General features: G+C 38.4%; 24 protein-coding genes and 1 tRNA gene. 16 read left to right on the top strand and 9 right to left on the bottom strand.

What is annotated here, in order from left to right; translation table 11 throughout:
* Positions 1-119 precede the first annotated feature (119 nt).
* From H5092_RS03055 to H5092_RS03045, 3 genes are all read left to right on the top strand, one after another.
* Positions 120-869, top strand: a complete 750-nt coding sequence (locus tag H5092_RS03055) for an ABC transporter substrate-binding protein (RefSeq protein ID WP_024595823.1) — start codon at positions 120-122, stop codon at positions 867-869.
* Positions 870-947: 78 nt separating this feature from the next.
* The gene (locus tag H5092_RS03050) at positions 948-1,514 is read left to right on the top strand and encodes an alkylphosphonate utilization protein (protein ID WP_182732885.1); all 567 of its coding nucleotides are present in this window, start codon (positions 948-950) and stop codon (positions 1,512-1,514) included.
* Positions 1,515-1,635: 121 nt separating this feature from the next.
* Positions 1,636-2,454 (top strand): META domain-containing protein, encoded by an 819-nt coding sequence (locus tag H5092_RS03045; protein WP_182732884.1) that lies wholly within the window; start codon positions 1,636-1,638, stop codon positions 2,452-2,454.
* Between the two features lie 106 nt (positions 2,455-2,560).
* On the opposite strand, the gene H5092_RS03040 is transcribed toward H5092_RS03045, so the two are convergent.
* On the bottom strand, positions 2,561-3,400 hold the full coding sequence (locus tag H5092_RS03040; protein ID WP_182732883.1) for a 23S rRNA (adenine(2030)-N(6))-methyltransferase RlmJ: 840 nt from the start codon (positions 3,398-3,400) through the stop codon (positions 2,561-2,563).
* 238 nt (positions 3,401-3,638) lie between these two features.
* Here H5092_RS03040 and zapB point away from each other — a divergent pair, with 238 nt between their 5' ends.
* The 8 genes from zapB (at position 3,639) to H5092_RS03000 (ending at position 9,347) form a co-directional block, all read left to right on the top strand.
* A complete protein-coding gene (gene zapB, locus H5092_RS03035) occupies positions 3,639-3,869 on the top strand; it encodes a cell division protein ZapB (RefSeq protein ID WP_002957855.1) in 231 nt (76 codons plus the stop codon).
* On the top strand, positions 3,869-4,174 hold the full coding sequence (locus tag H5092_RS03030; protein ID WP_002957856.1) for a cell division protein ZapA: 306 nt from the start codon (positions 3,869-3,871) through the stop codon (positions 4,172-4,174). The genes zapB and H5092_RS03030 overlap by 1 nt, the downstream gene beginning before the upstream one ends.
* Before the next feature lie 63 nt (positions 4,175-4,237).
* Positions 4,238-5,260: an MBL fold metallo-hydrolase gene (locus H5092_RS03025; protein WP_182732882.1), complete on the top strand. Its 1,023-nt coding sequence runs from the start codon at positions 4,238-4,240 to the stop codon at positions 5,258-5,260.
* 55 nt (positions 5,261-5,315) lie between these two features.
* Entirely contained in the window at positions 5,316-6,785 is a 1,470-nt protein-coding gene (locus H5092_RS03020; protein ID WP_182732881.1) for a LysM peptidoglycan-binding domain-containing protein, read from the top strand.
* Positions 6,786-6,851: 66 nt separating this feature from the next.
* Positions 6,852-7,340 carry a peptidylprolyl isomerase gene (locus H5092_RS03015; protein ID WP_002957860.1) on the top strand — a complete coding sequence of 163 codons (489 nt, stop codon included), beginning with the start codon at positions 6,852-6,854 and terminating at the stop codon, positions 7,338-7,340.
* 21 nt (positions 7,341-7,361) lie between these two features.
* A complete protein-coding gene (locus H5092_RS03010) occupies positions 7,362-8,090 on the top strand; it encodes an SDR family NAD(P)-dependent oxidoreductase (RefSeq protein ID WP_182732880.1) in 729 nt (242 codons plus the stop codon).
* Entirely contained in the window at positions 8,087-8,926 is an 840-nt protein-coding gene (locus tag H5092_RS03005) for an amidohydrolase (RefSeq protein ID WP_182732879.1), read from the top strand. Before H5092_RS03010 ends, H5092_RS03005 begins: the two co-directional genes overlap by 4 nt.
* A 49-nt stretch (positions 8,927-8,975) precedes the next feature.
* A complete protein-coding gene (locus H5092_RS03000) occupies positions 8,976-9,347 on the top strand; it encodes a hypothetical protein (protein WP_024595815.1) in 372 nt (123 codons plus the stop codon).
* A gap of 94 nt (positions 9,348-9,441) precedes the next feature.
* Here the strand turns inward: H5092_RS03000 and H5092_RS02995 are convergent, their stop codons facing one another.
* The 4 genes from H5092_RS02995 to H5092_RS02980 form a co-directional block, all read right to left on the bottom strand.
* Positions 9,442-10,617: a mandelate racemase/muconate lactonizing enzyme family protein gene (locus tag H5092_RS02995; RefSeq protein ID WP_007375956.1), complete on the bottom strand. Its 1,176-nt coding sequence runs from the start codon at positions 10,615-10,617 to the stop codon at positions 9,442-9,444.
* A gap of 26 nt (positions 10,618-10,643) precedes the next feature.
* A complete protein-coding gene (locus tag H5092_RS02990; RefSeq protein WP_010554363.1) occupies positions 10,644-11,411 on the bottom strand; it encodes a class II aldolase/adducin family protein in 768 nt (255 codons plus the stop codon).
* A 165-nt stretch (positions 11,412-11,576) separates the two neighbouring features.
* The gene (locus H5092_RS02985) at positions 11,577-11,900 is read right to left on the bottom strand and encodes a c-type cytochrome (protein ID WP_002957866.1); all 324 of its coding nucleotides are present in this window, start codon (positions 11,898-11,900) and stop codon (positions 11,577-11,579) included.
* A 182-nt stretch (positions 11,901-12,082) separates the two neighbouring features.
* Positions 12,083-12,622 carry a DUF2058 domain-containing protein gene (locus tag H5092_RS02980; protein WP_002957867.1) on the bottom strand — a complete coding sequence of 180 codons (540 nt, stop codon included), beginning with the start codon at positions 12,620-12,622 and terminating at the stop codon, positions 12,083-12,085.
* 198 nt (positions 12,623-12,820) lie between these two features.
* Here H5092_RS02980 and H5092_RS02975 point away from each other — a divergent pair, with 198 nt between their 5' ends.
* The gene (locus H5092_RS02975; RefSeq protein WP_165723902.1) at positions 12,821-13,969 is read left to right on the top strand and encodes an MFS transporter; all 1,149 of its coding nucleotides are present in this window, start codon (positions 12,821-12,823) and stop codon (positions 13,967-13,969) included.
* Here the strand turns inward: H5092_RS02975 and H5092_RS02970 are convergent.
* The gene (locus H5092_RS02970) at positions 13,936-14,436 is read right to left on the bottom strand and encodes a prolyl-tRNA synthetase associated domain-containing protein (protein ID WP_154903604.1); all 501 of its coding nucleotides are present in this window, start codon (positions 14,434-14,436) and stop codon (positions 13,936-13,938) included. The genes H5092_RS02975 and H5092_RS02970 overlap by 34 nt on opposite strands.
* A gap of 1 nt (position 14,437) precedes the next feature.
* Positions 14,438-14,833 carry a hypothetical protein gene (locus H5092_RS02965; protein WP_182694033.1) on the bottom strand — a complete coding sequence of 132 codons (396 nt, stop codon included), beginning with the start codon at positions 14,831-14,833 and terminating at the stop codon, positions 14,438-14,440.
* A 166-nt stretch (positions 14,834-14,999) separates the two neighbouring features.
* Here H5092_RS02965 and H5092_RS02960 point away from each other — a divergent pair.
* The 4 genes from H5092_RS02960 (at position 15,000) to H5092_RS02945 (ending at position 22,002) form a co-directional block, all read left to right on the top strand.
* Positions 15,000-15,075 (top strand) — tRNA-Ala (locus H5092_RS02960).
* A 179-nt stretch (positions 15,076-15,254) separates the two neighbouring features.
* Complete coding sequence (locus H5092_RS02955) at positions 15,255-16,517, top strand: PotD/PotF family extracellular solute-binding protein (protein WP_182695517.1); 1,263 nt, start codon at positions 15,255-15,257, stop codon at positions 16,515-16,517.
* Positions 16,517-19,735: a hybrid sensor histidine kinase/response regulator gene (locus H5092_RS02950; protein WP_182732878.1), complete on the top strand. Its 3,219-nt coding sequence runs from the start codon at positions 16,517-16,519 to the stop codon at positions 19,733-19,735. The genes H5092_RS02955 and H5092_RS02950 overlap by 1 nt, the downstream gene beginning before the upstream one ends.
* Before the next feature lie 59 nt (positions 19,736-19,794).
* Positions 19,795-22,002 carry an EAL domain-containing protein gene (locus H5092_RS02945; RefSeq protein WP_182732877.1) on the top strand — a complete coding sequence of 736 codons (2,208 nt, stop codon included), beginning with the start codon at positions 19,795-19,797 and terminating at the stop codon, positions 22,000-22,002.
* 72 nt (positions 22,003-22,074) lie between these two features.
* On the opposite strand, the gene H5092_RS02940 is transcribed toward H5092_RS02945, so the two are convergent.
* Positions 22,075-23,322 (bottom strand): glutamate-5-semialdehyde dehydrogenase, encoded by a 1,248-nt coding sequence (locus H5092_RS02940; RefSeq protein ID WP_182732876.1) that lies wholly within the window; start codon positions 23,320-23,322, stop codon positions 22,075-22,077.
* Positions 23,319-24,425, bottom strand: a complete 1,107-nt coding sequence (proB, locus tag H5092_RS02935) for a glutamate 5-kinase (protein ID WP_002957876.1) — start codon at positions 24,423-24,425, stop codon at positions 23,319-23,321. The genes H5092_RS02940 and proB overlap by 4 nt, the downstream gene beginning before the upstream one ends.
* Between the last annotated feature and the right edge of the window lie 36 nt (positions 24,426-24,461).

The raw sequence follows: 24,461 nt of genomic DNA, 5'->3' as shown, positions 1-24,461 counted from the left end.
AAAACAGCCAATAATATGTGTACTTTAATGCAACACGCATAAGATAAATATAGTCGTCATTGCAAAAACGTTAAAATTACACAACACTAATATAAAATATTAATATAAAAGGTAGAGATTTGACTAACTTTATTCGGTTATTAGTACTGAGCCCTCTGCTATTTGTATTTTTTAGCTATGCCAGCATTAATCCTACTCCCCTCAAATATAATGTTAGCGCGTCAGGGAGTCATTATCCATATTATACAAATGATCCAGAAAAGCCTGGCATATTACCCGAAATTATTGAAAAAGTACTCGATGATGCCAATATTGCAGCTTCTCATATCGACCTACCTACAAAGCGTATTACCAAATATTTACAAGATGAAATAATCGATTTTGATGTTATTTCATTAGAATGGCTCTCAAAGAGTGAGAGAAATGACCCTCGTTATGTTTTTTCAGAGCCGCTTATTTATGCCACAGAAATGATTGTTACCTTGCCTAAAAATGCCCAGCATTGGCAAAGCGCTGATAGCTTGAAGGGTAAAAATATAGGAACGGTACTAGGTTACTATTACTTTAATGACAACACCTTTGAGCGTGTTGACTTTCCATCCGAAAAAGAACTTATGACAGCCCTATCAAGAAACCGTGTAGAAGCTGCACTAGTAGGTAAGTTAACTGCGCTCTATTGGGCAAAGCAGTTAGGGATAAACATTGCCTTTGGCGCACAGCATTCCCATGGTTTTTTAAGAATTCGCTTATTGAGCAAACACAAAGAATTATTGCCCCAGATAAACCTAGCAATTAAAAACCTTCACGCTCAAGGATATATAAAAACTATTGAAGATAAGTATATGAGTAATATACCCACACAAAATTAAGGGACTAATGGCGCAGAGCTCGTGTTTTGGAGTACAATAGCAGCAAATGTTAACTCGACCAGAATCAGAAAGAGCCCCATGAGTATTGAAAAAGCCTTAATCGAACGTAGTAATAATCAATGTGAATTGTGTGCAGCCACCGAGAACTTATCTGTTTATGAAGTACCACCGGTAACTGAAACCCACTCAGATAAATGTATTTACACGTGTCAAACATGTAAAGATCAAATCGAGAATAACAGCGAAATAACGCCTACGCATTGGCACTGTTTAAACGATAGCATGTGGAGCCAAACTCCTGCAGTACAAGTTGTAGCTTACAGAATGCTTTCGCGTTTAGCGCCTGATAATGGCTGGGCACAAGATGCGCTAGACATGATTTACCTTGAAGAAGATACGCTAACGTGGGCTAAAAAAGCACTTGCTGAAGATGACGATTTAAAGCATGTAGATAGCAACGGTGTAGTACTTCAAGCAGGCGATACTGTTATCTTAATTAAAGACTTAGACGTTAAAGGTAGTAGCCTTACAGCTAAACGCGGAACAGCTGTTCGTAATATTGGCCTAACCAGCAACCCTGAACATATTGAAGGGCGAGTTGACGGCCAACGCATTGTTATTTTAACTAAGTTTGTTAAAAAATAATCGTTTGTTTTTAATTATTAAAGGCGCTAATGCGCCTTTTTTTATGTTTAAAATAAGTTAAGGAATGATTAAGTCACTAGGTAATACACTAGGGGGATAATATTGAGTAAGGATAACAAACATGGAAAAGCATCAAGCAGTACATTCACGTAAAAAAGCACTTACAGGACTTAGTTTATTAGCACTAAGCGCTTTTGCTATAACCGGTTGTGATCAACAAACAAAGCCGACTGACAATACAAAGCAAGCAAAATCAATATCGACTCTAACTACCCAAGTTAGCTACAAAGATCGCAGTATGCTTCGCCCCGGTTCACAGTTAATCGTTACGCTTTCGGATGTATCTAAAATGGATGTAAAAGCAGATATAATAACCCAAGAAGTGATTGATATAACCCAAGCCCCACCATTTACTGTAGAGCTAACTTATGATGCCAGTAAAGTTAACGATAAACACCGCTATAGCCTAAGCGCCAGAATCATAAATAAAGACAAAGTACTTTACACAAGTACCACAAATAACGACCCATTTAGAGAGTCACAGCTAACTGGCCCTTATAAAATTGAGCTTTCAAAAGTATCCGTTGAAAAGCCAGACGTAACGCTTACAAACACGTACTGGAAAGCAATAACAATCAATGCTCAAACAGTAAATGTTACAACTAAAGAGCCGTTTATTCAGTTCGATAAAGACTACCGTGTTAATGGCTTTTTAGGCTGTAATAATTTTAGCGGAAGTTATAGCACCGAGCAGCACACAATTACACTTAGTCAATTAGCGAGTACAAAAAAGATGTGTTCGGAGAATATGGACCAAGAGGCAGCTATGTCTAACGTACTTAACAATACTTCAAAGTGGGAAATTACAGGCGAGTCACTGAAACTTAAAAACAACAGCGGTAATACGCTTGCTACTTTTAACGCAGTTTATTTTAATTAATATTTAGCTCCCTAATATATGTGTTACCTAACACATTCGTATTGATTTTAAATAAAATGCCCAGCAAAGCTGGGCATTTTATCTTCATTGTAAGCGCTATTTAAAGCTACTCATCAACGAGTTGTTCACTTCTGTAAAAACCACTTGGCTCACTCAACAAATCAACAAGTTCAGGCATTATTGCATCCATTGTTTGCTTTAGCTTCCATGGAGGGTTAATCACAATCATGCCAGATGCTGTCATGCCGTGTACGTCAGTGTCCGCTTCAGTGCCTAATTCAAATAGCTGAATGTTGCGCATTCCTGAATCAATTAAGCCCTGCTCCATATTATCAATGCGCTCTCTGTCTACTACCGGATACCAAATCATATAAGTACCTGTAGCAAAACGCTGATGAGCTTTAACTAAGGTTTTTACAACCGTTTCGTAGTCATTTTTAATTTCGTACGGAGGGTCAATTAACACACACGCTCTGCGAGATGCTGGTGGTAATAATCCTACTAAGCCGGTAAAGCCATCTTCTCCGCGCACACGAATGGAGCGCTTACCTTGCATATTTTCTTCAAGTAATAATAAATCGCGCGGGTGCAGTTCAAAAAACCAACCCTTATCTTGGCGGCGCAAGTAATGCTCTGCAATTTTTGGTGAACCCGGATAAAATGCAAGTTCGTCAGTGTCGTTAAATGACTTAATTAATTCAATGTACTCATTAAGCTCAGCATGTTCACTTTTATGTTGCCAAAGTTTTTCAATACCATCTTGATACTCTTGCGTTTTTTGCGCATCAGCAGCTGCCAGTTCAAAAAAGCCAGCACCTGAATGCGTGTCTATATAATCAAGCGGTTTATCTTTAATTGTTTGGTAATTTAGTACTTGTGCCAGTACTAAATGTTTAAGTACATCGGCAGGATTACCCGCATGAAATGAGTGTCTGTAACTAAGCATTATTTATTTTCGCCATACGCAATTTAATATCGTAAGTGAACCATAAGCACTAGGCTTTGGCAACTCACACCAAGATAAGAGAGTGTTAAAGTGAACCATTTCTGAATGAAAAAGCTCATATGCTGAATTATCCCTTAACGCAGAAGAAAAATCAGCTAAAACCACCGTAAATGCTGGCAAATCAACACACTTTGCTTTACATTTGCATGACATTAATTACAGTTATATGAGCGCCTTTATGAACAACACTACTCTTCAACAACTCGAACAACTGATCGATTCTTTAATCGAACGTAATAATCAATTACAAACAGATGTTGCTACTTTAAAAGAACAGAACACTAAACTAAGCGATGAAAACGAATTACTACAGCTTGAAGCTTTAGAAAATGAAGAAAAGCAAAAAGATGCCAGCACTACTTTATCTGGTCTTCTTGATAAATTACAAAGCGCACAACAGGCTAGCTAATGTCTGAGCTGCAAAACCAGCGGGTCACTGTTGAGTTGCTAGGTAAAGAGCAGCAATTTGCTTGCCCTGAAGGGCAGGAAGATGCATTAATAGCAGCAGCTAAAAATCTAAATGACTTAGTTGAGCAAATGAAACAACGCTCAACCGTTAGAAACGATCAAAAAGCCCTACTAATGGCAGCATTAAACTTAAGCCACGAATTGCTAGAAGCAAAAACACAGGCTACAGTTGAACAACAGCATCAAGACCAATTGATTGATAAACTCAGTCAGCATTTGGCAAATGACCCCAAACACCAAAAATAAAAAGCGCATACTGCGCTTTTTGTTTATTATTAAAGTAATTAAACCTCAGCGTAGAGATAATAAATGAAGTTAAAACTTTCAAACATAACCTCTTCATGTAAGCACTTACTATTGGCATGCACTTTACTATCAATAGCACCTAGCACCTACGCTGCCGTTATTTGGAATACAATAAACCCTCATATTCAGTTTTTAAAGCAACAAGACAAGCTTCGCTTTTACGACTCTAACCAAGTATTAATTGAAGGCGAAAAATGTGCCCTACTGGTTGATACGAGTGCCAATTTTGCTGCAGTTGAACAACTTGCTGAAGATTTAAAAAAACGCCTTAAAACACCTTTATGCTATTTGGTTGCCACGCATTACCATGACGATCACTTGCTAGGTATGGCGGTTATGCAAAATTTTTATCCTGATGCCAAGCTCGTTGTTCATCAGCAAGTAAATAAAAATTTTAGCCTTTACCAAACAGCATATACCGACAAACTAGACACCTATGAAAAGAGCATTGAGCTGAGCTACCAACGATTAGCGAATGTCCCTAAAGAAGAGCAACCTAAATGGCGTGATAAGTTAAAGCTTGCAAAAAAGCGACTTTTTCGCTGGCAGGAGTATCAGCTTAGCAAACCCGAAATAGTCATTAATAGTCGTAAAGTTATCGACCTTGGTGGTTTTGAGGTAACGCTTGAGCCGCAGCAAGCCCATACTAACGGTGATTTAACTATTACTACTAATAATGGCAGTGTGCTGATTGGTGGCGATATCGTTGACTGGCTTCCTTACCCTGGTCACGGCGAACTTAATAGTTGGCAAACGTTGCTTAAGCAATATATTAACGATGAAAAGCTCGCTATTATTATACCTGGTCACGGCGGCACATTAACAAAAGAGCAGCTGAAACAGCCACTATCATTCTTAGCAGCCATAACTGAGCATGTTAAAAACAATAAAGATCAAAGTATTGAGCAATTAATGCTGTCGTTTCCTGAATCAGTTATTGAGCCTTATAAACAAGAAGCGCTTAATATAAAATCGAGTAACTTTTTTTTACAAGCAGGCCTAAATCGCGTAAAAAGCGCAGAATAACTCAACACAACGGATTGTGTTAAAATAATAAAAGGAATTTACAAAAGTGATCACTATGCGCAGTTTGGTTTTATGTTGTTTGGGTATTTTGTTATTTGGTTGTCAATCAACGGAGCAAGAACCACAAGAAGCTCCACAAATATTTACTCATTTTGAGCCTGACTATACTTATGATATTGACGAGGAAGTAGCTCAAACGCCTCAAGTTAATGAGCTAGTTACGCCACTTCAATTCAAAAAAACAATCGTAAAAAAGCGCCCACCAAAAACCACCGATCTGTGGGTGCATATAGCCAATAATCTACACTTTACGATTTATCAAAATCGCGCTTTAAAAAAGCGTATCAGCTGGTATGCAAAGCAACCTAACTACTTACAAACGGTGAGCAAACGCGCAGCGCCTTACCTGTATCACATCGTAAAAAAAATTGAGCAAAAGCAATTACCTATGGAGCTCGCATTACTACCATTTGTAGAAAGCGATTTTAGACCAACAATAGCCTCATCACAGCAAGCTGTTGGTGTTTGGCAATTAGTTGGCGCAACAGCGCATCACTTTGGTGTTAAGTCAGACCAATGGTATGACGGGCGCCAAGACGTACTTGCTTCAACCGATGCTGCACTTGATTACTTAAGTTACTTACATAAACGCTTTGATGGTAATTGGCTACATGCTTTGGCCGCTTATAATAGTGGTGAAGGCCGTGTTAAACGTGCAATCGAAAAAAACAAAAAACGCGGTAAAAGCACCGATTACTGGTCGCTCAGTCTGCCAAAAGAAACTGCTGACTATGTACCCAAATTACTCGCTTTAAGTTATTTAGTTAAACATCCACAAAAGGGCATTAAACGCCCAAAGCTAGCATATAAACCATTTACAACACAGATGAACATAGGCCAGCAGTTCGACTTTTCAGTCATTGCCAAGCTCTCTGGTATAGGTTCAAAGCAGTTACATGCTATTAATCAGGGATATTTAAAAAATCAAAGCTCACCTAACGGGCCGCATACTTTACTGCTGCCTATAGGGCAAGAAGCATTATTAAAAAGTCAGTTCTTCAAATCAAACTTTGCTGGAGAGTACATCGTTAAACAAAACGATACGCTTTACAGTATCGCCAGGCGTTTTAGTATGTCTGTAAAAGCTTTGAAACAACTTAATAATAAAAATAATAATTTAATAGGTGTTGGAGAAAAGTTATTAGTTGGGCAACCTAAAACTCTGCCAAGCACATTAACTGTTGATTACAAAATCAGCCCTTATTTAGAACACCAAGAGATTGCGATCCCCACCATTGAAATAGATTACGAAGTTAAGTCAGGCGATAGCCTTTGGAGTATAAGTCAGCTTTATGATGTACCTCATAGCGACTTGGCAAAATGGAACAAACTCTCTGCATCAAGTATTTTAAAGCCTGGCACTCAATTAGTACTGTTTATACCACAGGCTGAAAAGCAAAAAGCAGCACCAATAAAAAAAGATTTACTGCTAGATTTACAAAAAACACTAAATCAGCCACGTTAAGTTTATAAACAAGTATATTTCGCGTAAAATTGCGCCCTAACATAGTTATTATTTGAAGAGACAAGCATGCAAATTAGCAAAAATTCAGCAGTTGAATTTCATTACACCCTTAGCGAAGCGGGCGAGCAAATTGAAAGTAGCACAAACGAAGCGCCACTTACTTACATTCATGGCAGCGAAGGCATGCTTCCTGGTTTAGAAAAAGCACTTGAAGGTAAAGAAGCCGGCGAAAAATTTAGTGTAACTCTAGAGCCAAGTGAATCGTACGGCGAGCGTGTTGATGATTTAATTCAACGTATTCCGCTTAAGCATCTACAAGGCGATGTTAAAGTATGGAAACCAGGTATGACAGCAATGGTTAGCTCTAACCAAGGTCGTCATCAGGTTACTATTGTTAAGGTTGGTCGTTTTAACGCAGATTGTGATTTAAACCACCCATTTGCGGGCAAAACACTCACGTTTGACGTTGAAGTTGTATCTGTACGTGAAGCGACGAGTGAAGAAGTTTCTCACGGACATGTGCACGCTGAAGGCGGCTGTGGTCACTCTCACTAGTTAGCGATAAAGGAAGTAAGTATGTCTAAAGTTGCAGTAGTTACAGGTGGTACAAAAGGAATTGGTCTAGCCGTTGTAAAGCGTTTTCTAAGTAATGGCTATAAAGTACATAACCTTGATATAGAGCCAAGCGAAACTGGTATATTTCATCAGTGTGATGTAAGTGATGTATCGGCGGTACAAAGCTGTATCAACGCTATCTGTGAACAAAGCAAACGTATTGATGTACTTGTTTCTAATGCTGGAAAACACTTAAGCGCAAATATAGAAAGCACCGACGAGCAAACTCTCGATGCACTTTTTGCGCTTAATGTTAAAGGCGCCTATGCCGCAGTACAAAGCGTATTGCCAAGCATGAAAGCGCAAAATAGCGGCGCTATTATATTAGTCGCATCCGATCAAGCAATTATAGGTAAGCAAAACTCTTTTGCGTATAACCTAACAAAACATGCTCTTGCCTCAATGGCCAAAACAACGGCGCTTGATTACGCGAGCTTTAATATTAGAGTAAATGCGGTATGCCCTGGCACAATAGAAACCCCGCTATTTCATAAAGCGATAGATGCGTACTGCGCAAACAGTGGCGCAAATAAAGCTGAAATAGTTGCCGAGGAAGCAAGTCTTCAACCGCTCAACCGATTAGGTCAAGCCGATGAGGTTGCTGCCCTTGTAAGCTTTTTAGCAAGTGATGATGCCAGCTTTATTACTGGCAGCCTACAAAGCATTGACGGTGGTTACACTGCCCAATGAGCATGCAAATTATTGACCCTCATGTGCATTTTTTTAATCTTGCCGAGGGGCAATATACTTGGCTACAAGGCGAAAACCCACCAGCATGGCCTAACCTAGAAAAAATTAAACAACCAATAAGTGCAAAGCAACTTGTTAAAAGTACTGATTTTGAACTTGCGGGTATTGTGCACATTGAGGCTGGGTTTGATAATCAATCACCTATAAACGAGTTAAACTGGCTAAGCTCGCATTTAAAAAACCTTTCGTTTAAGGCTATTAGTTACAACCAAATTGATGCGCCCGCAGAGCAATTTAATCACGCGCTAAATGCACTGGCTCATTCAAGCCTTTGTGGTATAAGAGATATAACCGAAGACGATGATGCAGTGAGACTAAAAAGCCCTCATTGTATTAATAACCTTAATTTATTGGCTACAAATAAACTGCATTTTGAAGCTCAATTTGATATTGAAAATAGCGAAATAACCAAACAAATAGCTTACTACGCTAAGCAGCTACCGCAGCTTCAAATTATAATTAATCATGCAGGACTACCAAGTAATTTAAATGACTGGCAACAAGGTGCTGAGTTACTTGCTCAGCACGACAACATAGCAATTAAATTCTCTGGTTTTGAATTACTACAACTTACCAGTGAGCAACAAGCAGCGTGTTTTAATATTCTTTTTAATCACTTTGGCCAGCAGCGTATTATGTTTGCAAGCAACTTTCCTGTGTGCCAAATAAATACAAGCTACAACACTCTATGGCACTGCCATAAGGCGTTATGCTCAAACGATAAGACATGGCATAACCTTAGCTATGCAAACGCTAAGCACTACTACCAAGTTTAAGTAAAACTAGTTATATTAAACTCTCTTTTTATAATAATACGGCCAATTTATGAAAATGTACTTTTTACTAATCGTTGTATTTTCTGCGTTTTTTCTCAATGGCTGCATATCTCAAAATCCAGATCCGACACCTAAGCTGCAACATGCTCTACTGGCAAAGCCAAATAAAACAGCCGTTAGCAAAGCAATTAAAACACTTGTACATATACAAGAAACTCAATTAGCTGAGAATGTATTTACTACCAGCAGCACAGTAACCCTTAGCAATGTGGATGGTAATAATATTATCGACACGCAAAGTCGCAATACACCCGATCAGTTTGAATTGATGATTAAAGGCAAGCAATGCTATATACGCCACCTTGATAGTAAAGCCACTATTGAGCTTAAAGACGTAGAATGTAGAATTAACGAGTTATAACAAGCTAAAACTTTACCAAACGAGTAAAAGCCGGTAAGTGACTAATCACTTACCGGCTTTTTAATGCATGACCTAAAGTTAGGTTAAAAGACTATTATTTTATTTCTACGCGTTGAGAACGCATAACAATCTCATCATTTAATTCAATACCCAACCCTGGCTCTTCTGACACTTCAAAGAAACCATTTTTAGGTTGTGGGTCTTGTAAACATAACTCGCGGTTCCACTTTTTAATCGCATAAGTGTGGTGCTCATGAATCAAAAAGTTAGGGATAGCCGTTTCTAAGTGCAGTGATGCTGCTGTTGCAACAGGCCCGCCACATACGTGAGCTTGAATACGCACATCAAAGATATCTGCGTAATCACATACTTTTTTAGTTTCGGTAAAGCCACCACATAAACCAATATCAGGTTGCAGAACATCAATACTTTGATCTTCTAAGTACGGGCGCACACCCCAGCGATTATACAAACGTTCACCACCAGCAATTGGCACATTAACTTTATCTGCTACTTTTGCATGCAATGAATGGTTTAAATAGTTAACTGGCTCTTCAAAGTACATACAGTCAAATTCTTCTGCAATTTCACCCAACTGAATGGCTGTTGTCACGCCAGGTAAACTGTGGCATTCAAAAATAATATCCACTTCGTCGCCTACTGCTTCGCGAATAGCTTGCATACGTGCACGGTATAGCTTCATTTCAGTACGTGAAATTATTTTTGTACGATCGTAATAAGTGTTACCGTCTTTATCGTACTGAATTGGATCTACTTTTACTGCATCGTAACCTTCGGCCATCGCCTTTAAAGCCGCTTCTGCATATTCTTGCGGTTGTACTAGCGCTTTAAATTCGCTATCCCAGTCAAACTGTAATTGCGATGCGTAAGTGCGTAGTTTGTCGTTAACTTTACCGCCTAATAACTGGTATACAGGTAAACCAAGCGCTTTACCTTTTATATCCCAAAGTGCGGTATCAATTGCGCTCATTGCAGCATATACAACAGGTCCGCCGCCTAAACCCCAAAAGCTTTCACGTAACATACGTGACCATAGTTTTTCTGTTTGAAATGGGTCGTGGCCGATTAAAAAGGCGTCGGCCATTTCTTTAATCATAGCCGCTGCAGCACTGTGACCTAAATCGTATGCAAGGCCCGCTTCGCCAACACCACTAATACCTTCGTCAGTATGAATACGTACAAACACAGGTGTCCAAGAAGGTCTATCAGGACAGTGAATATCAAATACTTCAACGCGATTTACTTTCATTAAAATTCCTTATTAACCGCTATGGGTTATTTTGCAAAACTAGGGTCAAGTCGATACGCTTTACGTAACATCGCAGGCCACGCAAGTTGCCCGCCAGTGCTGCCACTGTGTACTACGTTTGCTTGATTATAAATATTGTCGATTATAGGTTGCGGTACTTCAATCACCTCTTGCGAGCTTGATTGTAGCGCTAGTTGAATTTCACACGCTCGCTGTAAATCATAAAAGCGCATAAACGCATCGCCTACCGTTGGGCCTACTGTTAAGCCACCGTGATTTACCAATAACATATGGTTAGTGCTGCCCAAATCATCTTGCAGCACTTTTCGCTCGTCGTCGTTTACTGCAAGCCCTTCGTAGCCATGATAAGAAAGCGATGGCAGTGAAAACATTGAATATTGGCTAAGCGGTAATAAACCATTTTTTTGTGTAGCGACTGCGATTGTTTCTTTGGTATGAAGGTGAATAACACAATGAGCGTCTTCGCGTACCTCGTGAATCGCACTGTGAATAGTAAATCCAGCTGGATTAATACTAAATGGCGTATCGTCAATAATGTTGCCGTCTAAGTCGACCTTTACTAAATTAGAGGCAGTTACTTCATCAAAGGTTAAACCAAACGCATTCACTAAGTAGTGGTCGGTGCCAGGCAAACGTGCTGATAAATGCGTATAGATTAAATCCCCCCAACGAAAGTGCTCTACCAGTCTATAACACGCGGCTAAATCAACACGAAGTTGCCACTCTTGTGCTGATACTTTATTTTTTAAATCGAGTTGGGGTAAATCAAACATAATGAGCCTTTTAAAAACGTACATTATTAACCTGTACGAACAGATGTTTAGAAGTCTAAAGCAGTCTCTATTTTATAGCAAACACCAAACAAAACAGCCACACTATTGTGTGGCTGTTTGTAAAACTAAAATACCAATTGCATTAAAATGGTATAACTGCGTAAATTATTTTACGTTAGCTAGGTAATCTGCAATTGCTTCAAACTCTTCATCAGTTACCGTTGCAACCATTGCTTTCATTGCCATGGTCATACCGTTATTACGTGCACCTGACTTAATATCTTTCATTTGCGCTACTAAGTAGTCTTTGTTTTGACCGTTTAGTTTAGGGTACATACCCATAATTGGTGCTTTACCTTCAGCGCCATGACAAGTTTGACAATTCTTAGCGGTATAAAGTGCAGCGCCATCGGCAGCTGCTGCATTAAACGAGAAGCTTGCGGCTAAAGTAATACCCGCGCCTAATAGTAGTGTTTTCATCTTGCTCATTGTATTTACTCTTCTTTTTTGACGGTTAGAAAAACTGTTCTATTGATTGTAGTAAACAATCAAATAAAAAGCATACGTACGAAACGACGCTAGACGATCAACTTAACCAAAAACCGCTAACTCGTTTCTATCTCACTTTTATATACTTTAGCAAATAAAAATGAGCTTACCCTTAATAACTATTACCACACTATATCATCTGGTACTTCAAAGTCTGCGTATGGGTCATCTTCATCTTTTGGTTTGTTTTCTGGCTCTACATGAAAAACAATATACTTTTCGTCAACTTCAGCCACTTTGCGTGCTGGTTCGTCGTCTAATACGTAAAATTGCCCTTCTAGTACACAAATAGCTAAACGACCGCCCGATAACGCTTTTTGCGTTTTCTCGTTCACGTCGATATTTTTTACTTTGTTTTGATAAGTAAAATTAAATGTGCGCTCACCACGAATAGCATCTTGGTTGTGGTGTTCTAAAATTTGTTTAACACGCGCTTCTTGTTCGCGCTGCTTTAAGCTCACTTGGCGTGTTTGGTTAAGCTCTTCAGCTTTTTTTTGCTGCTCTAGCTTGGTTTGTTGAATATGCTTTTGCAGATCACTTGGGTTGCTAGTAGCCCCTTTCTTTTGCTTTTTTTGTTGCTTACGCTTTTCTGATTTAGCAACTTTAGCATTATGCGATGTTGTTAATCCTGCTTGAAGCAATTGGTCTTGTAATGAACCCATGACTTTGTTCCACTAAAAACTAATATTATCGCTATTTTAATCACCAACGAGTTCAAATAACAGCGCTATCGACATTAATCTAGCAAACTAGTTAAAACAAACCATGATATAGCGCAATGACTATGGTTTTAATTATGAATTAAAACCAATTTTTAATACAATACCAGACAACCAATCAGCAAATGCACAAGCCATATAATGCGTTTACCTCATCTACTCGTTTGCTCGGTATTTATATTTTTTGTGCTTTATGCACCGCAACCCCTACTTAGCCTTTTTGCGAGCGAATTTAATGTAGCACCTGCGGTAGCTGGCAGCTTAATGACTGCAACTATGCTGCCCTTAGCCATTGCCCCGCTCGTTTATGGTTTATTTTTAGCAAAAATAAATCCACTACTTATATTACGTATTGCAATGGTGCTTTTAGGCCTTAGCTGCTTACTTTTTATTTATGTACCTAGCTTTGAGCTTTTATTATTAGTCAGATTTTTACAGGGTTTAACGCTCCCCGCAGCTTTAACAGCAATGACTAGCTATATAGGCATGAGTTATAGCGCTGATACACTTCAAAAAAATATGACCCTATATATTGGTAGCAGTATAGTTGGTGGTTACTTTGGACGTGTGCTTGCCGCTTTGTTTAGCGACTTATGGAATTGGCAGAGCTTTTATTACGTAATTGCTTTTATGCTTCTTTGCTTAGCTTTGACAGTTAAGCATTCCCGCTTTACAAACCCAGCTAAACAGTCGCAGCTCTCCCCACTCGATTACATTAAACAACTTAAAGAAGGCGCTGTACTTAAAGTTTACGGCGCCGTTTTTTGTATGTTTTTTTGTTTCGCTGCACTGCTTAATTACTTACCGTTTATATTACAAAACACGTTTTTAATTACCAATACTCGTGACATAGGTTTAGTTTACAGTGGTTATTTAATTGGTGCCCTCGCCTCTATTGCTGCACCTTGGTTACTTAAAAAAGTCCCTTCGCCTTGGCACTTATTAACTGCGGTATTTAGTTTTTATAGTGTGAGTATTATTTTATTAATGAGCCATCAGCTTAGCTTATTTTTAATCGCATTTACTTTGTTTTGTGGTGCTATGTTTGTGATTCATTCAACTGCCGCACCGCTCGTTAATAAAATAAGTAAAGCCCCACCAAGTGTAACCAATGGCGGATATGTATCGTTTTATTACAGTGGTGGCGCATTGGGGTCGTTATTACCCGGTGTGGTATACCAACATCATGGGCAAACAGCGTTTATGTTTACGCTGCTTGCGGTTTGCTTATGTGGTTTATCGTTAATTATGTGGGCTTATTTTGAGGGTAAAAATACAACGCGCGGTTGATGCTTTGTGTAATTAAAAAATGTTTCTAAATCAGCTTTACTAAGCAACCATGTTTGGGTGTTTTCAAACGGATGACAATGAAACAAATCACCGTGCCAAATATCTTGGTCAACCCATAAGCTCACTTCGTTTTGCTTATCATTTAAAAGAGCCAACATAGATACACACCCAGGAGCCACTTTTAAATATTTAGCTAGCCGCTCACTCGATGCGAACCCTAAGCGTGAAAGCCCTTGTTGCTTTGATAGTGCCTTTAAGTCGAGCTGCTTATTGTGCGCTGTAATAACTAAAAAGTGTCGCTTGCCTTCGTTATCGCGTAAAAATAGGTTTTTAAGACGAGTACCTGGGCGCTCAATCATAAACTCATCTGCCGCTAAGCTAGTATGTAGCGGCGGATGCTCTATTACATCATAGTTAATATCTAGGTGCGCCAAAAGCTCTGCTAACTTAGTTTTATCAGCCAACATATTACAAACAACGCCCTCTTAGTTGTACACTCAAATCTCGCCATAAAACATCATTAACTTCATGCTTGTTGTCGCAATACTTACGATCTTTTAGCTCCTGATTTAATAATTCAACTGCTTGGTCTTCTAGCTGTAACTTCAGAATGCTCGACTCTTCAAAATGCTCTTTCTCTATATACTGCTTAACCTCACCACGACTTGGTCTCTTATTAGAACCACGGTCAAGGTTAAAGTTTTCACGATGCTTAGCTTTTACCGAAACAACATAAGCAAAAAGCTTATTGCCTTGATCATCTTGCTTTTCGTGAAACTGTTTATTATTTATTTCAAAAGGCGGCTCATCATTTGAGGCACAGCCAGCGAGTAAAACCATAAGCGCTAGAACACATTTTTTCATTGTTTTTTATCGTTTTAGTTTTGAATTAAGCCGAGTCTAACAAAAATTGACGTAAACAGTGAAAATTTACGAAAAAATACTTGACCAAATTTATAAAAAAACTTAAAGTTCGTCCCGCTTGGAACTCAGCAGTCAAGCAGTTACATTATATGTAACTTAGGAATGTGGGGCTATAGCTCAGCTGGGAGAGCGCCTGCCTTGCACGCAGGAGGTCAGCAGTTCGATCCTGCTTAGCTCCACCACTTTCCTACTCCTTTTCAAATTCGTTCTACTCTTCTATTTTTCCACTGTTTTTATTATTTTTTGACACCCTAACATTCTAATTTTTCATTCTATATAATTTTAAATTTATCCATTCAACTTGTGTCTTTACAAGTTCTTAGCTATACATAATGTCACACATTAGTACTTTAGGCTTAACATGGACAACCCTAAGCGTTCAACGCTAAAAAAGCTAGCTGCAATAGGTTTAACAGCTGGTGCAATAACACATGCGCCTTATGTTTTTGCCCGAAAAAAAGTCACATTAAGAGTGCTTGGTACGCATGTAACACTCCAAGAGGCTATCCGCAAGCAAGCGATGAGTGACTTGGGTATTAATATAGAATTTACTCCCGCAGGCAGCGCTGCTGTTTTGCAAAAGGCATCAATGGACCCTAGCTCCTTTGATTTATACGAACAATGGTCAGACAGCATTAATGTGCTTTGGGATGCAGGTTCCATTCAGCCAATAGAAAAAAAACGACTCACCTACTTTAACGAGATAAATCCACTTACTAAAACGGGAAAACTAACCGAAACTGCAAGTATTGGTGCAGGTGATTCCCCCTATAAATTATTAAATGTTCAACCCGATGGCACATTAAGCGCACAAGAAAGCGATCATCTTAGCTTTTTACCTTATGTGCATAATGTTGACTCTTTTGGTTACAACACCGACTTTATTAAGCCCGGTATAGCATACGAAACAGAAAGCTGGAGTTGGCTGCTTGATGACGAGAACAGAGGTAAAGTAGCTATTGTAAATGCGCCTACCATTGGATTATTTGACCTAGCCCTAGCAGCACAAAGTAAAGGGCTTATAAAATTTAACAATATAGGTGCAATGACCCGCCCAGAACTTGATAGATTGTTTAGTATATTACTCGACTTTAAACGCCAAGGTCACTTTAGTGGCTATTGGAACTCGGTTCCTGAGTCGATTGAATTTATGAAAAGTAAACGAGCCCATATAGAAAGCATGTTTTCGCCTGCAGTTTCTGCATTAAACAGCCAAAATATTAATGTACGATTTGCCGCGCCAAAAGAAGGCTACCGAGGCTGGCATGGTGTTATGTGTTTATCGTCACAAATACAAAGTAGCGCAAAAGATGCAGCTTACGATTATATGAATTGGTGGCTTTCAGGCTGGCCTGGTGCATTTATTGCTCGCCAAGGTTATTACATTAGTAACCCGCAGCGCTCTAAACTACTCCTATCTCAGTCTGAATGGGATTACTGGTACGGTGGAAAAGCAACAAACATAGATTTATTAAATACCAATGGCGACGTAGCAGTAAAAGCAGGTGGGCAACGTAATGGCGGTAGTTACCATAAACGCTTTAGTAATGTAGCAGTGTGGAATACAGTTATGCCAACCTATGACTACAGCCTGCAAAAATGGTATGAGTTGATTAGCCGATAATGATAATAAACTCAATTAAATCAAAAATAATATTAGCTCTGTGTTCGCTGATTGGATTACTTCTTTTACAGAGCTATTTGTTTAACTATTCGCAAACGTCTTTACTTAACTTGCAAAAATCGCAACATAACGCGCTTATTCAAAGTGAAGCTGTAACTAACTTAGAAAACGATATTATTTCCCTGCAAGGGCATGCAGTTTCATTTATTGACAATGCAAATGAAAATACGATTACCAAATTTAATTTTTACTTAAATAAGGCAAATCTAAATCTCGAGCAGCTAAAAACAAACACTCAAAACCAGACCCCTGAGTATCAAAACTCACTAATACGCCTTGGCGAGTATTTAAGTAATTACCAAGATACATTTGGCCAAGTTGTCGTAAACAGACAAAAACGCGAACACCTTTACATTACTCAGTTCAAACAACCTATTGATGACTTACAAGTAACAATTAGTGATTTAGAAGGGTCTTCAAACAATGATAATAAAGTTATTTTTAACGATGTTTTACTCACAATAAGTAATTTAAAACATGCAATTATAAGCTACCTCTATAAACCTAATTTTGATGAAGCACAAAATGTAAAACAAAACTTAAATCACTTACATAAAAAACTAACGAGCACCTCTGTAATAAATGAATCCCTCTCCAATAAAACAACAAGCTTAAAACAAGCTTATAACCAACTTGTATTACTCACCCGTAGCTACACTTTTTCTGTAAATGTAGTGCTTACAGGCATAGAAAACGAATTGCTGTATTTAACTAATGAAATTAAAAACATAGAAAAAAATAAACTAATCAAAACAGAAGAGCTACTAAGTAGCCACTTAACAAAAAATACAGAACAGGCAAATATATTTGCCGTTTTAATTATGTTAATCATTTTATTTTTAAGCTATTTTATTTTTAGATCGGTTATAAAACCAATTACTCAGCTCACTTTATTACTTAAAGATATGAATAGCGAAAAGCCAGTAACTATTTCAAATAACAGCCAAAATCAAACTGAAATAGCATCGGTAATAAAAGCAGCTAACGCTTTATATTTAAAAAATAAGCAAACCAAAGAGCTACTCAATGAAACCCGCGTATTAAATTCCCAAATGGAAGCAATGAATGCCGACCTGACGAGTGCCATGGAGCAAACCGATAAAGCCAATAAAACAAAAATAGATTTTGTAGCCAATATGAGTCATGAACTTCGCACCCCAATGAATGGCATATTAGGTATGTTGCAACTTTTACAAAGCAGCGAGCTTCCCTCAAGGCAAAAACACTACGCAGATAAAGCTTTTTCAAGTGCTCAAAATTTATTGCAGATTTTAAACAATATTCTGGATTTTTCTAAGCTAGAATCGGAAAAAGTTCAGTTAGAGCAAATCCCTTTTACCTTACATACTATAGTTTCTAACGTTCAAAATTTATTCTCAACAAATGCCAAGCAAAAAGGTTTGTTATTAAACTTTACTTTACACGTTGATGCAGGGCTTGAACTTATTGGCGACCCAATGCACTTAAGCCAAATAATAAATAACTGTGTAGGTAACGCAATTAAGTTTACTGAGCATGGTGAAATATCATTAATTATAGAAGCGACATCTCAACACGAAAAAACAATAAACCTTCGCTTTAGTATAAAAGACACGGGTATTGGGATGACTGAAGAGCAATCAAAAATTATATTCCAGTCTTTCTCGCAAGGTGATTCAAGCACAACAAGAAAGTATGGTGGGACCGGTTTAGGACTCACTATAAGCAAACAATTAACTAAATTGCTGGGCGGAGATATACAAGTAAGGAGCACGATTAATCAAGGTAGCGAGTTTTTCTTTACTCTACCCTTTACTTTATCTGAGCAACAAAAGCTTAAAAAACACGCCTTATTAATTAGCCCTGATAATGAGCAAATTAAAAAATTAATGGACTTACTAAGTGGTATAGACATAACGACAGAAACAACAAAAGAACCATTAAGAGCCATTGCAAAAATGTCTCAGCCTAGTAGCCCATTTAGTATTGTAATAATGTCGATAGAAAAAAAAGAGCTCAACGATAACTTTATTTTACAACAACTGTACGCTCAAAATAAAAACGCTAATGAAAAATTGACACTTATTTTATTAATTACCGATGAAGAGTCTCCAGAACCAATTGCAAAAAATGAAAATATAAACATTATAATTATTGGTAATAAAAATAGTGAAGTAGAAATTTTAAGAGCACTCGCACCAAATAATTTTAAAGAAAAGCAATTAAAGCCTCACCCTAAATTCTCGGGTTTTAATGCATTAGTTGTTGACGACAATAAAATTAATCAAGAAATAGCTTCCGCTCTTTTAGCCAGATTAGATATGACCGTGATCATTGCTGATAATGGACATGATGCATTAGATAAAATAGAGACAAATGACATCGATATTATTTTTATGGATGTTCAAATGCCAGTTATGGACGGACTAGAAGCAACAAGCATATTAAGAGAGCGAGGCTACAAAACTCCTATAATTGCTATTACGGCAGCCGCAGACCCTAATGATAAAAAAGCAGCATTTAGAGCCGGTATGGATGACTTTTTAGTAAAACCGATTATTTTTGATGCACTTTACAAAAGTATAGAAAAGCATCTGCAAAGTAGTGAACCTCTGAGCACTATAAACCTGCCATTAGCAAAAGAAAACCTAGAAAACAATGACAAATTGTTAACTAAATTATTTACTCAGTTTGTCAACGATTACAATGACTTTTCGACTAAAGCTGATATATTAATCAAAAATAGAGAGTTAGAAAGCTTAATTCGACTAGTACATACACTCAAAGGACTGGCCGGCACATTAGGCTTTGAGCTACTGCAACACAGCGCGCAAAGTGTTGAGAAAAGCTTAATAGATAAGAAAAGTATTAACTTATCTCATTTTAATGAACAATTAACACTTACACTTTTTGCTGTAAAACAATTTTTGATAGCTGACAGCTTTAAAAAAGAACATATACAGCAACATCAACTAGAAAACGAAGACTCGGTTATTGATAATATATACTCATTAGCATTAACGGCTCGCCCCGTACCTAGCAGTTTGGTTAGACAGCTAGAAATGAATCAATATGAGAGAGCCCACTCCCTATTTAAGCTCAAAGAAGCAATTGATCATTTTAACTACGCGTTAGTAATTGAGCTTATTGATATGTATAGAAACGATAATAAAAATTAGGCATAACCACTAACCTGAACTAGATTTAATATTGTAAAGAACGCAGAGAAGGACAGATAGTGCATTCAAATTACCTCGCAAACAGTAATGGATTAACCACAGAACAAAAGCATAAACCTTTAATTCTTATTGTTGATGACGAACCTAGTAATTTACACGTATTAGTAGAAGGACTTTTAACTGACTACGATGTACGTATTTCTACTAGTGGTGAGCAGGCTTTGATCTTTATTGAGTCAACTCGGCCTGACTTGATTTTATTAGACATAATGATGCCAGGCATGGACGGCTACGAAGTATGTAATATACTCAAAGCGAAACAAAATACCAAAGGGATCCCTGTCATATTTGTAACAGCGCTTACCGAGGAAGAGTCTGAAGAAAAAGGCTTCGCGATGGGCGCAATTGACTACATACACAAACCTTACAAGCTAGCGCTCGTTAGAGCACGCATTCGCACTCATATTACCGCTCAAGGCATGCTAGATAGGCTTATAGAAAAAAACTTTGACCTGCACGACAAGCTACTCGAAATAGAGTCTCTTGCGAAAGAGCTTAGCCAGCGAGAAGAAGAATTAAAAGAACTCTCATCAAAACAAAAATTATTTTATCAAGCCCTAACGGGAACCGCTGATGGTGTTGTTATTGCCGATAGTAATGGCAAAATTATAGCCGTAAACCCTTCATTTTGCCGTATAACCGGTTACTGTGAATCAGACTCACTGCAAATGCAGTTGCACGATATTAAACAAAACAACCACCCTAGTATTAGCTTTGACCAAGTATGGGAACATGCGAATCAAGCAGGCTATTGGAGTGGTGAGCTTGTAACCAGACGAAAAAATGGCGAACTTTATCCAGAGCTACTAACTCTCAGTTTGGTTAAAGGCGATCAAGATACTAACGTGCACTATATTGGTGTATTTAGTGATATTTCGAGCGTTAAAGTAACCCAAGAAAGAATTGACTACCTAACATGGCACGATGACCTTACAGGTTTACCAAACCGAAATGGTTTTTTAAAGCAGTTAGAGCAGCAACTTCAGGTTTGCAGTACCGAAAATAGTTATGCCTATATCTATATTATTGACATAGACAGCTTCCACTCAATCAATGATGGATTAGGATTACTCGCTGGCGATAACATATTAAAAGAATTAACTAAACGAATCCATACTCACGTGAGTAAAAAAGATGTTATTGCTCGCTTAGGTAGTGATGAATTTGCAGTACTATGTACAGTTGAAAAAGGTGTGGGCAGAGCTAGAGCTCAAGCAATGGCTGAAAATAAAGCCCAAGAGCTACTTGCAAGTGTAAACCATCCATTTGTCGTTGCTGAACAAGACGTTAGCTTAACAGTAAGTATAGGCACCTATATTTTTCCACGAGAAGATCAATGGGAAAGTGCTATTGAGACTATTCGTAACTGTGAAGCGGCCTGTTACAAGGCAAAAGAGAAAGGCGGCAATAGAGTTACCTTTTTTGATACTTCATTTGGCGAGCAAGCAAAACGCCGTTTTGAAATAGAACAAGATTTACGTAAAGCTATTTTAAATAATGAGCTATCGCTATATTTACAATCCCAATTTGATCGAAACCAAACTCTTAAGGGCGCTGAGGTTTTATTAAGATGGGAGCACCCTCAAAAAGGCTTTATTAGCCCTGGTGAGTTTATATCTATAGCCGAAGAGTCAGACATAATTTATGATTTAGATTGCTGGGTAACTTCAAATGCACTTGAAATACTAACGCAACTTGGTAAAACCCACCCTGAGTTAAACTTATCAATTAATATAAGTGGCAGGCACTTTCATGAAGCGCGTTTTTTAAACTTTATTAGCCAACAGATAAAGCAACATAACATTAATCCTCAACAACTCACTATTGAGATAATTGAAGGTACGTTACTTAATCATATGGAAGCGGCTATTGAAGCCGTTCACTTTCTCAAGAAGCTAGGTATTAGAGTATCAATTGATGACTTTGGTACTGGATATTCGAGCTTAACCTACCTAAAACAATTACCAATACAAGAACTTAAAATTGATCGTTCTTTTGTTTTAGAGGCTCCTACCGATAACAACGATAAACTAATTATTGATATGATTGTAAGCTTAGGTCGTTTATTTGAACTCGAGATAGTTGCTGAAGGCGTAGAGAACCAGTCCCACTTTGATTTACTACAGGAGTATCCTGAGGTTATTCTGCAAGGCTATTATTTGCATAGACCAGAACCTGCAAGTGATTGGTTTAAAAAGTTAAAGTAACTGTAGCGTGATTTATAAACTAAAAAGCCGAGCATGAATATGCTCGGCTTTTTATGGACTTAATTTTTGCGGTTACTCGCGAACTTGGCCAACTCCATTAACTAAATACTTTTCGGTTGTTAGTGATTCGAGGCCCATAGGACCGTATGCATGTAGCTTGGAAGTAGCTATTCCAATCTCTGCACCTAGGCCCAATTGTGAGCCATCAGAAAAACGAGACGATGCGTTAACCATTACTACAGAAGCATCAACACTACGTTGGAATAACTCTGCAGCAGCTTCATTTTTAGTACAAATTACTTCTGTATGGTTTGATCCAAACTGTGCAATGTGTTCAACCGCTGCCGTAAAGTTTGGTACAACGCGAATAGCGATTTCTAGGTCTAGATATTCTTCACCAAATTCGTTATCAGCTAGGACTGTTGCGTTATCAAAGTATTTAGCTGCAAAGCTGTCAGCATTTATTTTTACACCTTCTTGGCGTAATACAACTGCACACAAATTTAAAAACTCATCTGCCACATCTTGATGCACAACTAAACCTTCTAGTGCATTACAAACACCGGTACGCTGGGTTTTACCGTTAAGCAGTAAGTTAAGCGCAATTTCTAGGTCGGCATCTTTATCTACATATAGATGACAAACGCCTTTGTAATGCTGAATTACTGGGATCGTACTGTTTTCAGTAACAAAGTTAATTAAACCCTCGCCGCCGCGTGGAATGATTAAATCAATGCTTTCGCGTTGCTGCATCAGTTCCATTAACAGCGCACGGTCTGGATCTGGAATCACTGAAATAAGTGATACCGGTAAGTTGTGCTTCTCAAGTACGCTATGCATTACACTTGCGATAGCTTGTGAACTTCTAAGTGCTTCTTTGCCGCCACGTAAAATTACGCCATTACCTGATTTAAAACATAGTGCACCAGCGTCTGCTGTCACATTCGGACGTGCTTCGTAAATCATACACACAACGCCAAGAGGTACTCGCATTTTGCGAATTTTAATACCATTTGGGCGCTCAGTAATATCACGCAGCTGACCAACAGGATCATCAAGGCTTACTATTACTTCAATTCCTTCAGCCATTGCTTCAATACGCTCATCGTTTAACGTTAAGCGGTCGATCATTGAGGCAGCTAAGTTATTGTCGCGTGCTGCGCTTAAATCACTTTCATTTTCTTTTATTATAAATGCTTTTTGCTCTCTTAGTGCCGCTGCCATTTCAACTAGTACTTTGTTTTTAGTCTCGGTATCGAGTAAAGCAAGTGTATGTGCAGCTTTAGCTGCCTGACGTGAAATGTCCGTAATTAAACTCATGACTTCTCCAATAATGCGATATGTTTTTCAGATATAACTGGTCCAATTGAATCCTGCATTTTTTCGCTGAATTCACTCTGTTCGTTGTCTGCAATAAAGTTTAACAAACAGCTACTATAATTTGCGGTCGCTTTAGCTAAACGCGTACCGTCTTCACTACGTACTAAAATGGTATCACCCACGGCAAATTCACCGTGAACTTCCATGATTTCGTCACCACGAATACATCCACTTTCACCTTCAAGAGATTCATCAAATGATCCATCAACAACAACTTCACCTTGCTCATTTGCTGTATGTGTCATCCAATGAATAGAGTCCTGCATCGGTTTTTCGTACGGTAAAAATACACTACCTGGGTTTTCTCCAGCTAGCAGTTTTGTAAATGTTTCTTCTTTAAAGCCATTTATAATATAAGTCGCTATACCATGTGACGTTGCTTTTTCTGCCGCTTCTATTTTAGTTTTCATACCACCAGTACCAACCGCACTTGTAGCACATCCTGCCATAGCATAAATAGATTCATCAATTGATTTTATTTCAGGCAGTAACACCGCATCATCATGTAAGTTAGGGTTTTTATCATATAGCCCATCAACGTCTGAGAATATTAATAAAGCATCGGCATCGGCAGCTGCTGCGACCATTGCTGATAAGTTATCGTTGTCACCTACTCGTAAATCGTCGGTGGTTACGGCATCGTTTTCATTAATGATAGGAAGTACACCATGTTCAAGTAAAGTGAACACGGTTTCACGGATGCTCTGGTAACGCTCGCGGTCACGTAAATCGCCATGCGTTAATAATAGCTGCGCAGATGGAAAGTCAAAAAAGCGGTCCCACATGGCAATCATTTCTGTTTGACCTGCTGCCGCCATTGCTTTTTTCATTACCACAGAGCGTGGTTTGTCTGATGGGAATAAATGCGCGCCAGCAGCTACAGAACCCGATGATACTAAAATCACCTCGATTCCACGGGCACGACAACGAACAATGAACTGTGCGATGGTTAATATGTAACGCGAACGACAGCCATCTTGATCTGGTGCAATTAATGCACTACCTACTTTAAGTACGATACGTCGCCAATTTAACTTTTGCATAAATGCTCAACTTTCCATTTTATCTGCGCTCACCTT

The sequence above is a fragment of the Pseudoalteromonas sp. SR41-7 genome (assembly GCF_014163935.1).
Lineage (GTDB): Bacteria > Pseudomonadota > Gammaproteobacteria > Enterobacterales > Alteromonadaceae > Pseudoalteromonas > Pseudoalteromonas distincta.
The sequence above is the reverse complement of the archived record's forward strand: the minus strand, read 5'-3'. Positions and strand labels throughout refer to the sequence as shown.

Bases quoted from the DNA above. Each gene is read 5' to 3' on its own strand.
- H5092_RS03050 (WP_182732885.1), top strand. From the start codon at position 948: ATGAGTATTGAAAAAGCCTTAATCGAACGTAGTAATAATCAATGTGAA.
- H5092_RS03045 (WP_182732884.1), top strand. From the start codon at position 1,636: ATGGAAAAGCATCAAGCAGTACATTCACGTAAAAAAGCACTTACAGGA.
- H5092_RS03040 (WP_182732883.1), bottom strand. From the start codon at position 3,400: ATGCTTAGTTACAGACACTCATTTCATGCGGGTAATCCTGCCGATGTA.
- zapB (WP_002957855.1), top strand. From the start codon at position 3,639: ATGAACAACACTACTCTTCAACAACTCGAACAACTGATCGATTCTTTA.
- H5092_RS03030 (WP_002957856.1), top strand. From the start codon at position 3,869: ATGTCTGAGCTGCAAAACCAGCGGGTCACTGTTGAGTTGCTAGGTAAA.
- H5092_RS03025 (WP_182732882.1), top strand. From the start codon at position 4,238: ATGAAGTTAAAACTTTCAAACATAACCTCTTCATGTAAGCACTTACTA.
- H5092_RS03020 (WP_182732881.1), top strand. From the start codon at position 5,316: ATGCGCAGTTTGGTTTTATGTTGTTTGGGTATTTTGTTATTTGGTTGT.
- H5092_RS03015 (WP_002957860.1), top strand. From the start codon at position 6,852: ATGCAAATTAGCAAAAATTCAGCAGTTGAATTTCATTACACCCTTAGC.
- H5092_RS03010 (WP_182732880.1), top strand. From the start codon at position 7,362: ATGTCTAAAGTTGCAGTAGTTACAGGTGGTACAAAAGGAATTGGTCTA.
- H5092_RS03005 (WP_182732879.1), top strand. From the start codon at position 8,087: ATGAGCATGCAAATTATTGACCCTCATGTGCATTTTTTTAATCTTGCC.
- H5092_RS03000 (WP_024595815.1), top strand. From the start codon at position 8,976: ATGAAAATGTACTTTTTACTAATCGTTGTATTTTCTGCGTTTTTTCTC.
- H5092_RS02995 (WP_007375956.1), bottom strand. From the start codon at position 10,617: ATGAAAGTAAATCGCGTTGAAGTATTTGATATTCACTGTCCTGATAGA.
- H5092_RS02990 (WP_010554363.1), bottom strand. From the start codon at position 11,411: ATGTTTGATTTACCCCAACTCGATTTAAAAAATAAAGTATCAGCACAA.
- H5092_RS02985 (WP_002957866.1), bottom strand. From the start codon at position 11,900: ATGAGCAAGATGAAAACACTACTATTAGGCGCGGGTATTACTTTAGCC.
- H5092_RS02980 (WP_002957867.1), bottom strand. From the start codon at position 12,622: ATGGGTTCATTACAAGACCAATTGCTTCAAGCAGGATTAACAACATCG.
- H5092_RS02975 (WP_165723902.1), top strand. From the start codon at position 12,821: ATGCGTTTACCTCATCTACTCGTTTGCTCGGTATTTATATTTTTTGTG.
- H5092_RS02970 (WP_154903604.1), bottom strand. From the start codon at position 14,436: ATGTTGGCTGATAAAACTAAGTTAGCAGAGCTTTTGGCGCACCTAGAT.
- H5092_RS02965 (WP_182694033.1), bottom strand. From the start codon at position 14,833: ATGAAAAAATGTGTTCTAGCGCTTATGGTTTTACTCGCTGGCTGTGCC.
- H5092_RS02955 (WP_182695517.1), top strand. From the start codon at position 15,255: ATGGACAACCCTAAGCGTTCAACGCTAAAAAAGCTAGCTGCAATAGGT.
- H5092_RS02950 (WP_182732878.1), top strand. From the start codon at position 16,517: ATGATAATAAACTCAATTAAATCAAAAATAATATTAGCTCTGTGTTCG.
- H5092_RS02940 (WP_182732876.1), bottom strand. From the start codon at position 23,322: ATGAGTTTAATTACGGACATTTCACGTCAGGCAGCTAAAGCTGCACAT.
- proB (WP_002957876.1), bottom strand. From the start codon at position 24,425: ATGCAAAAGTTAAATTGGCGACGTATCGTACTTAAAGTAGGTAGTGCA.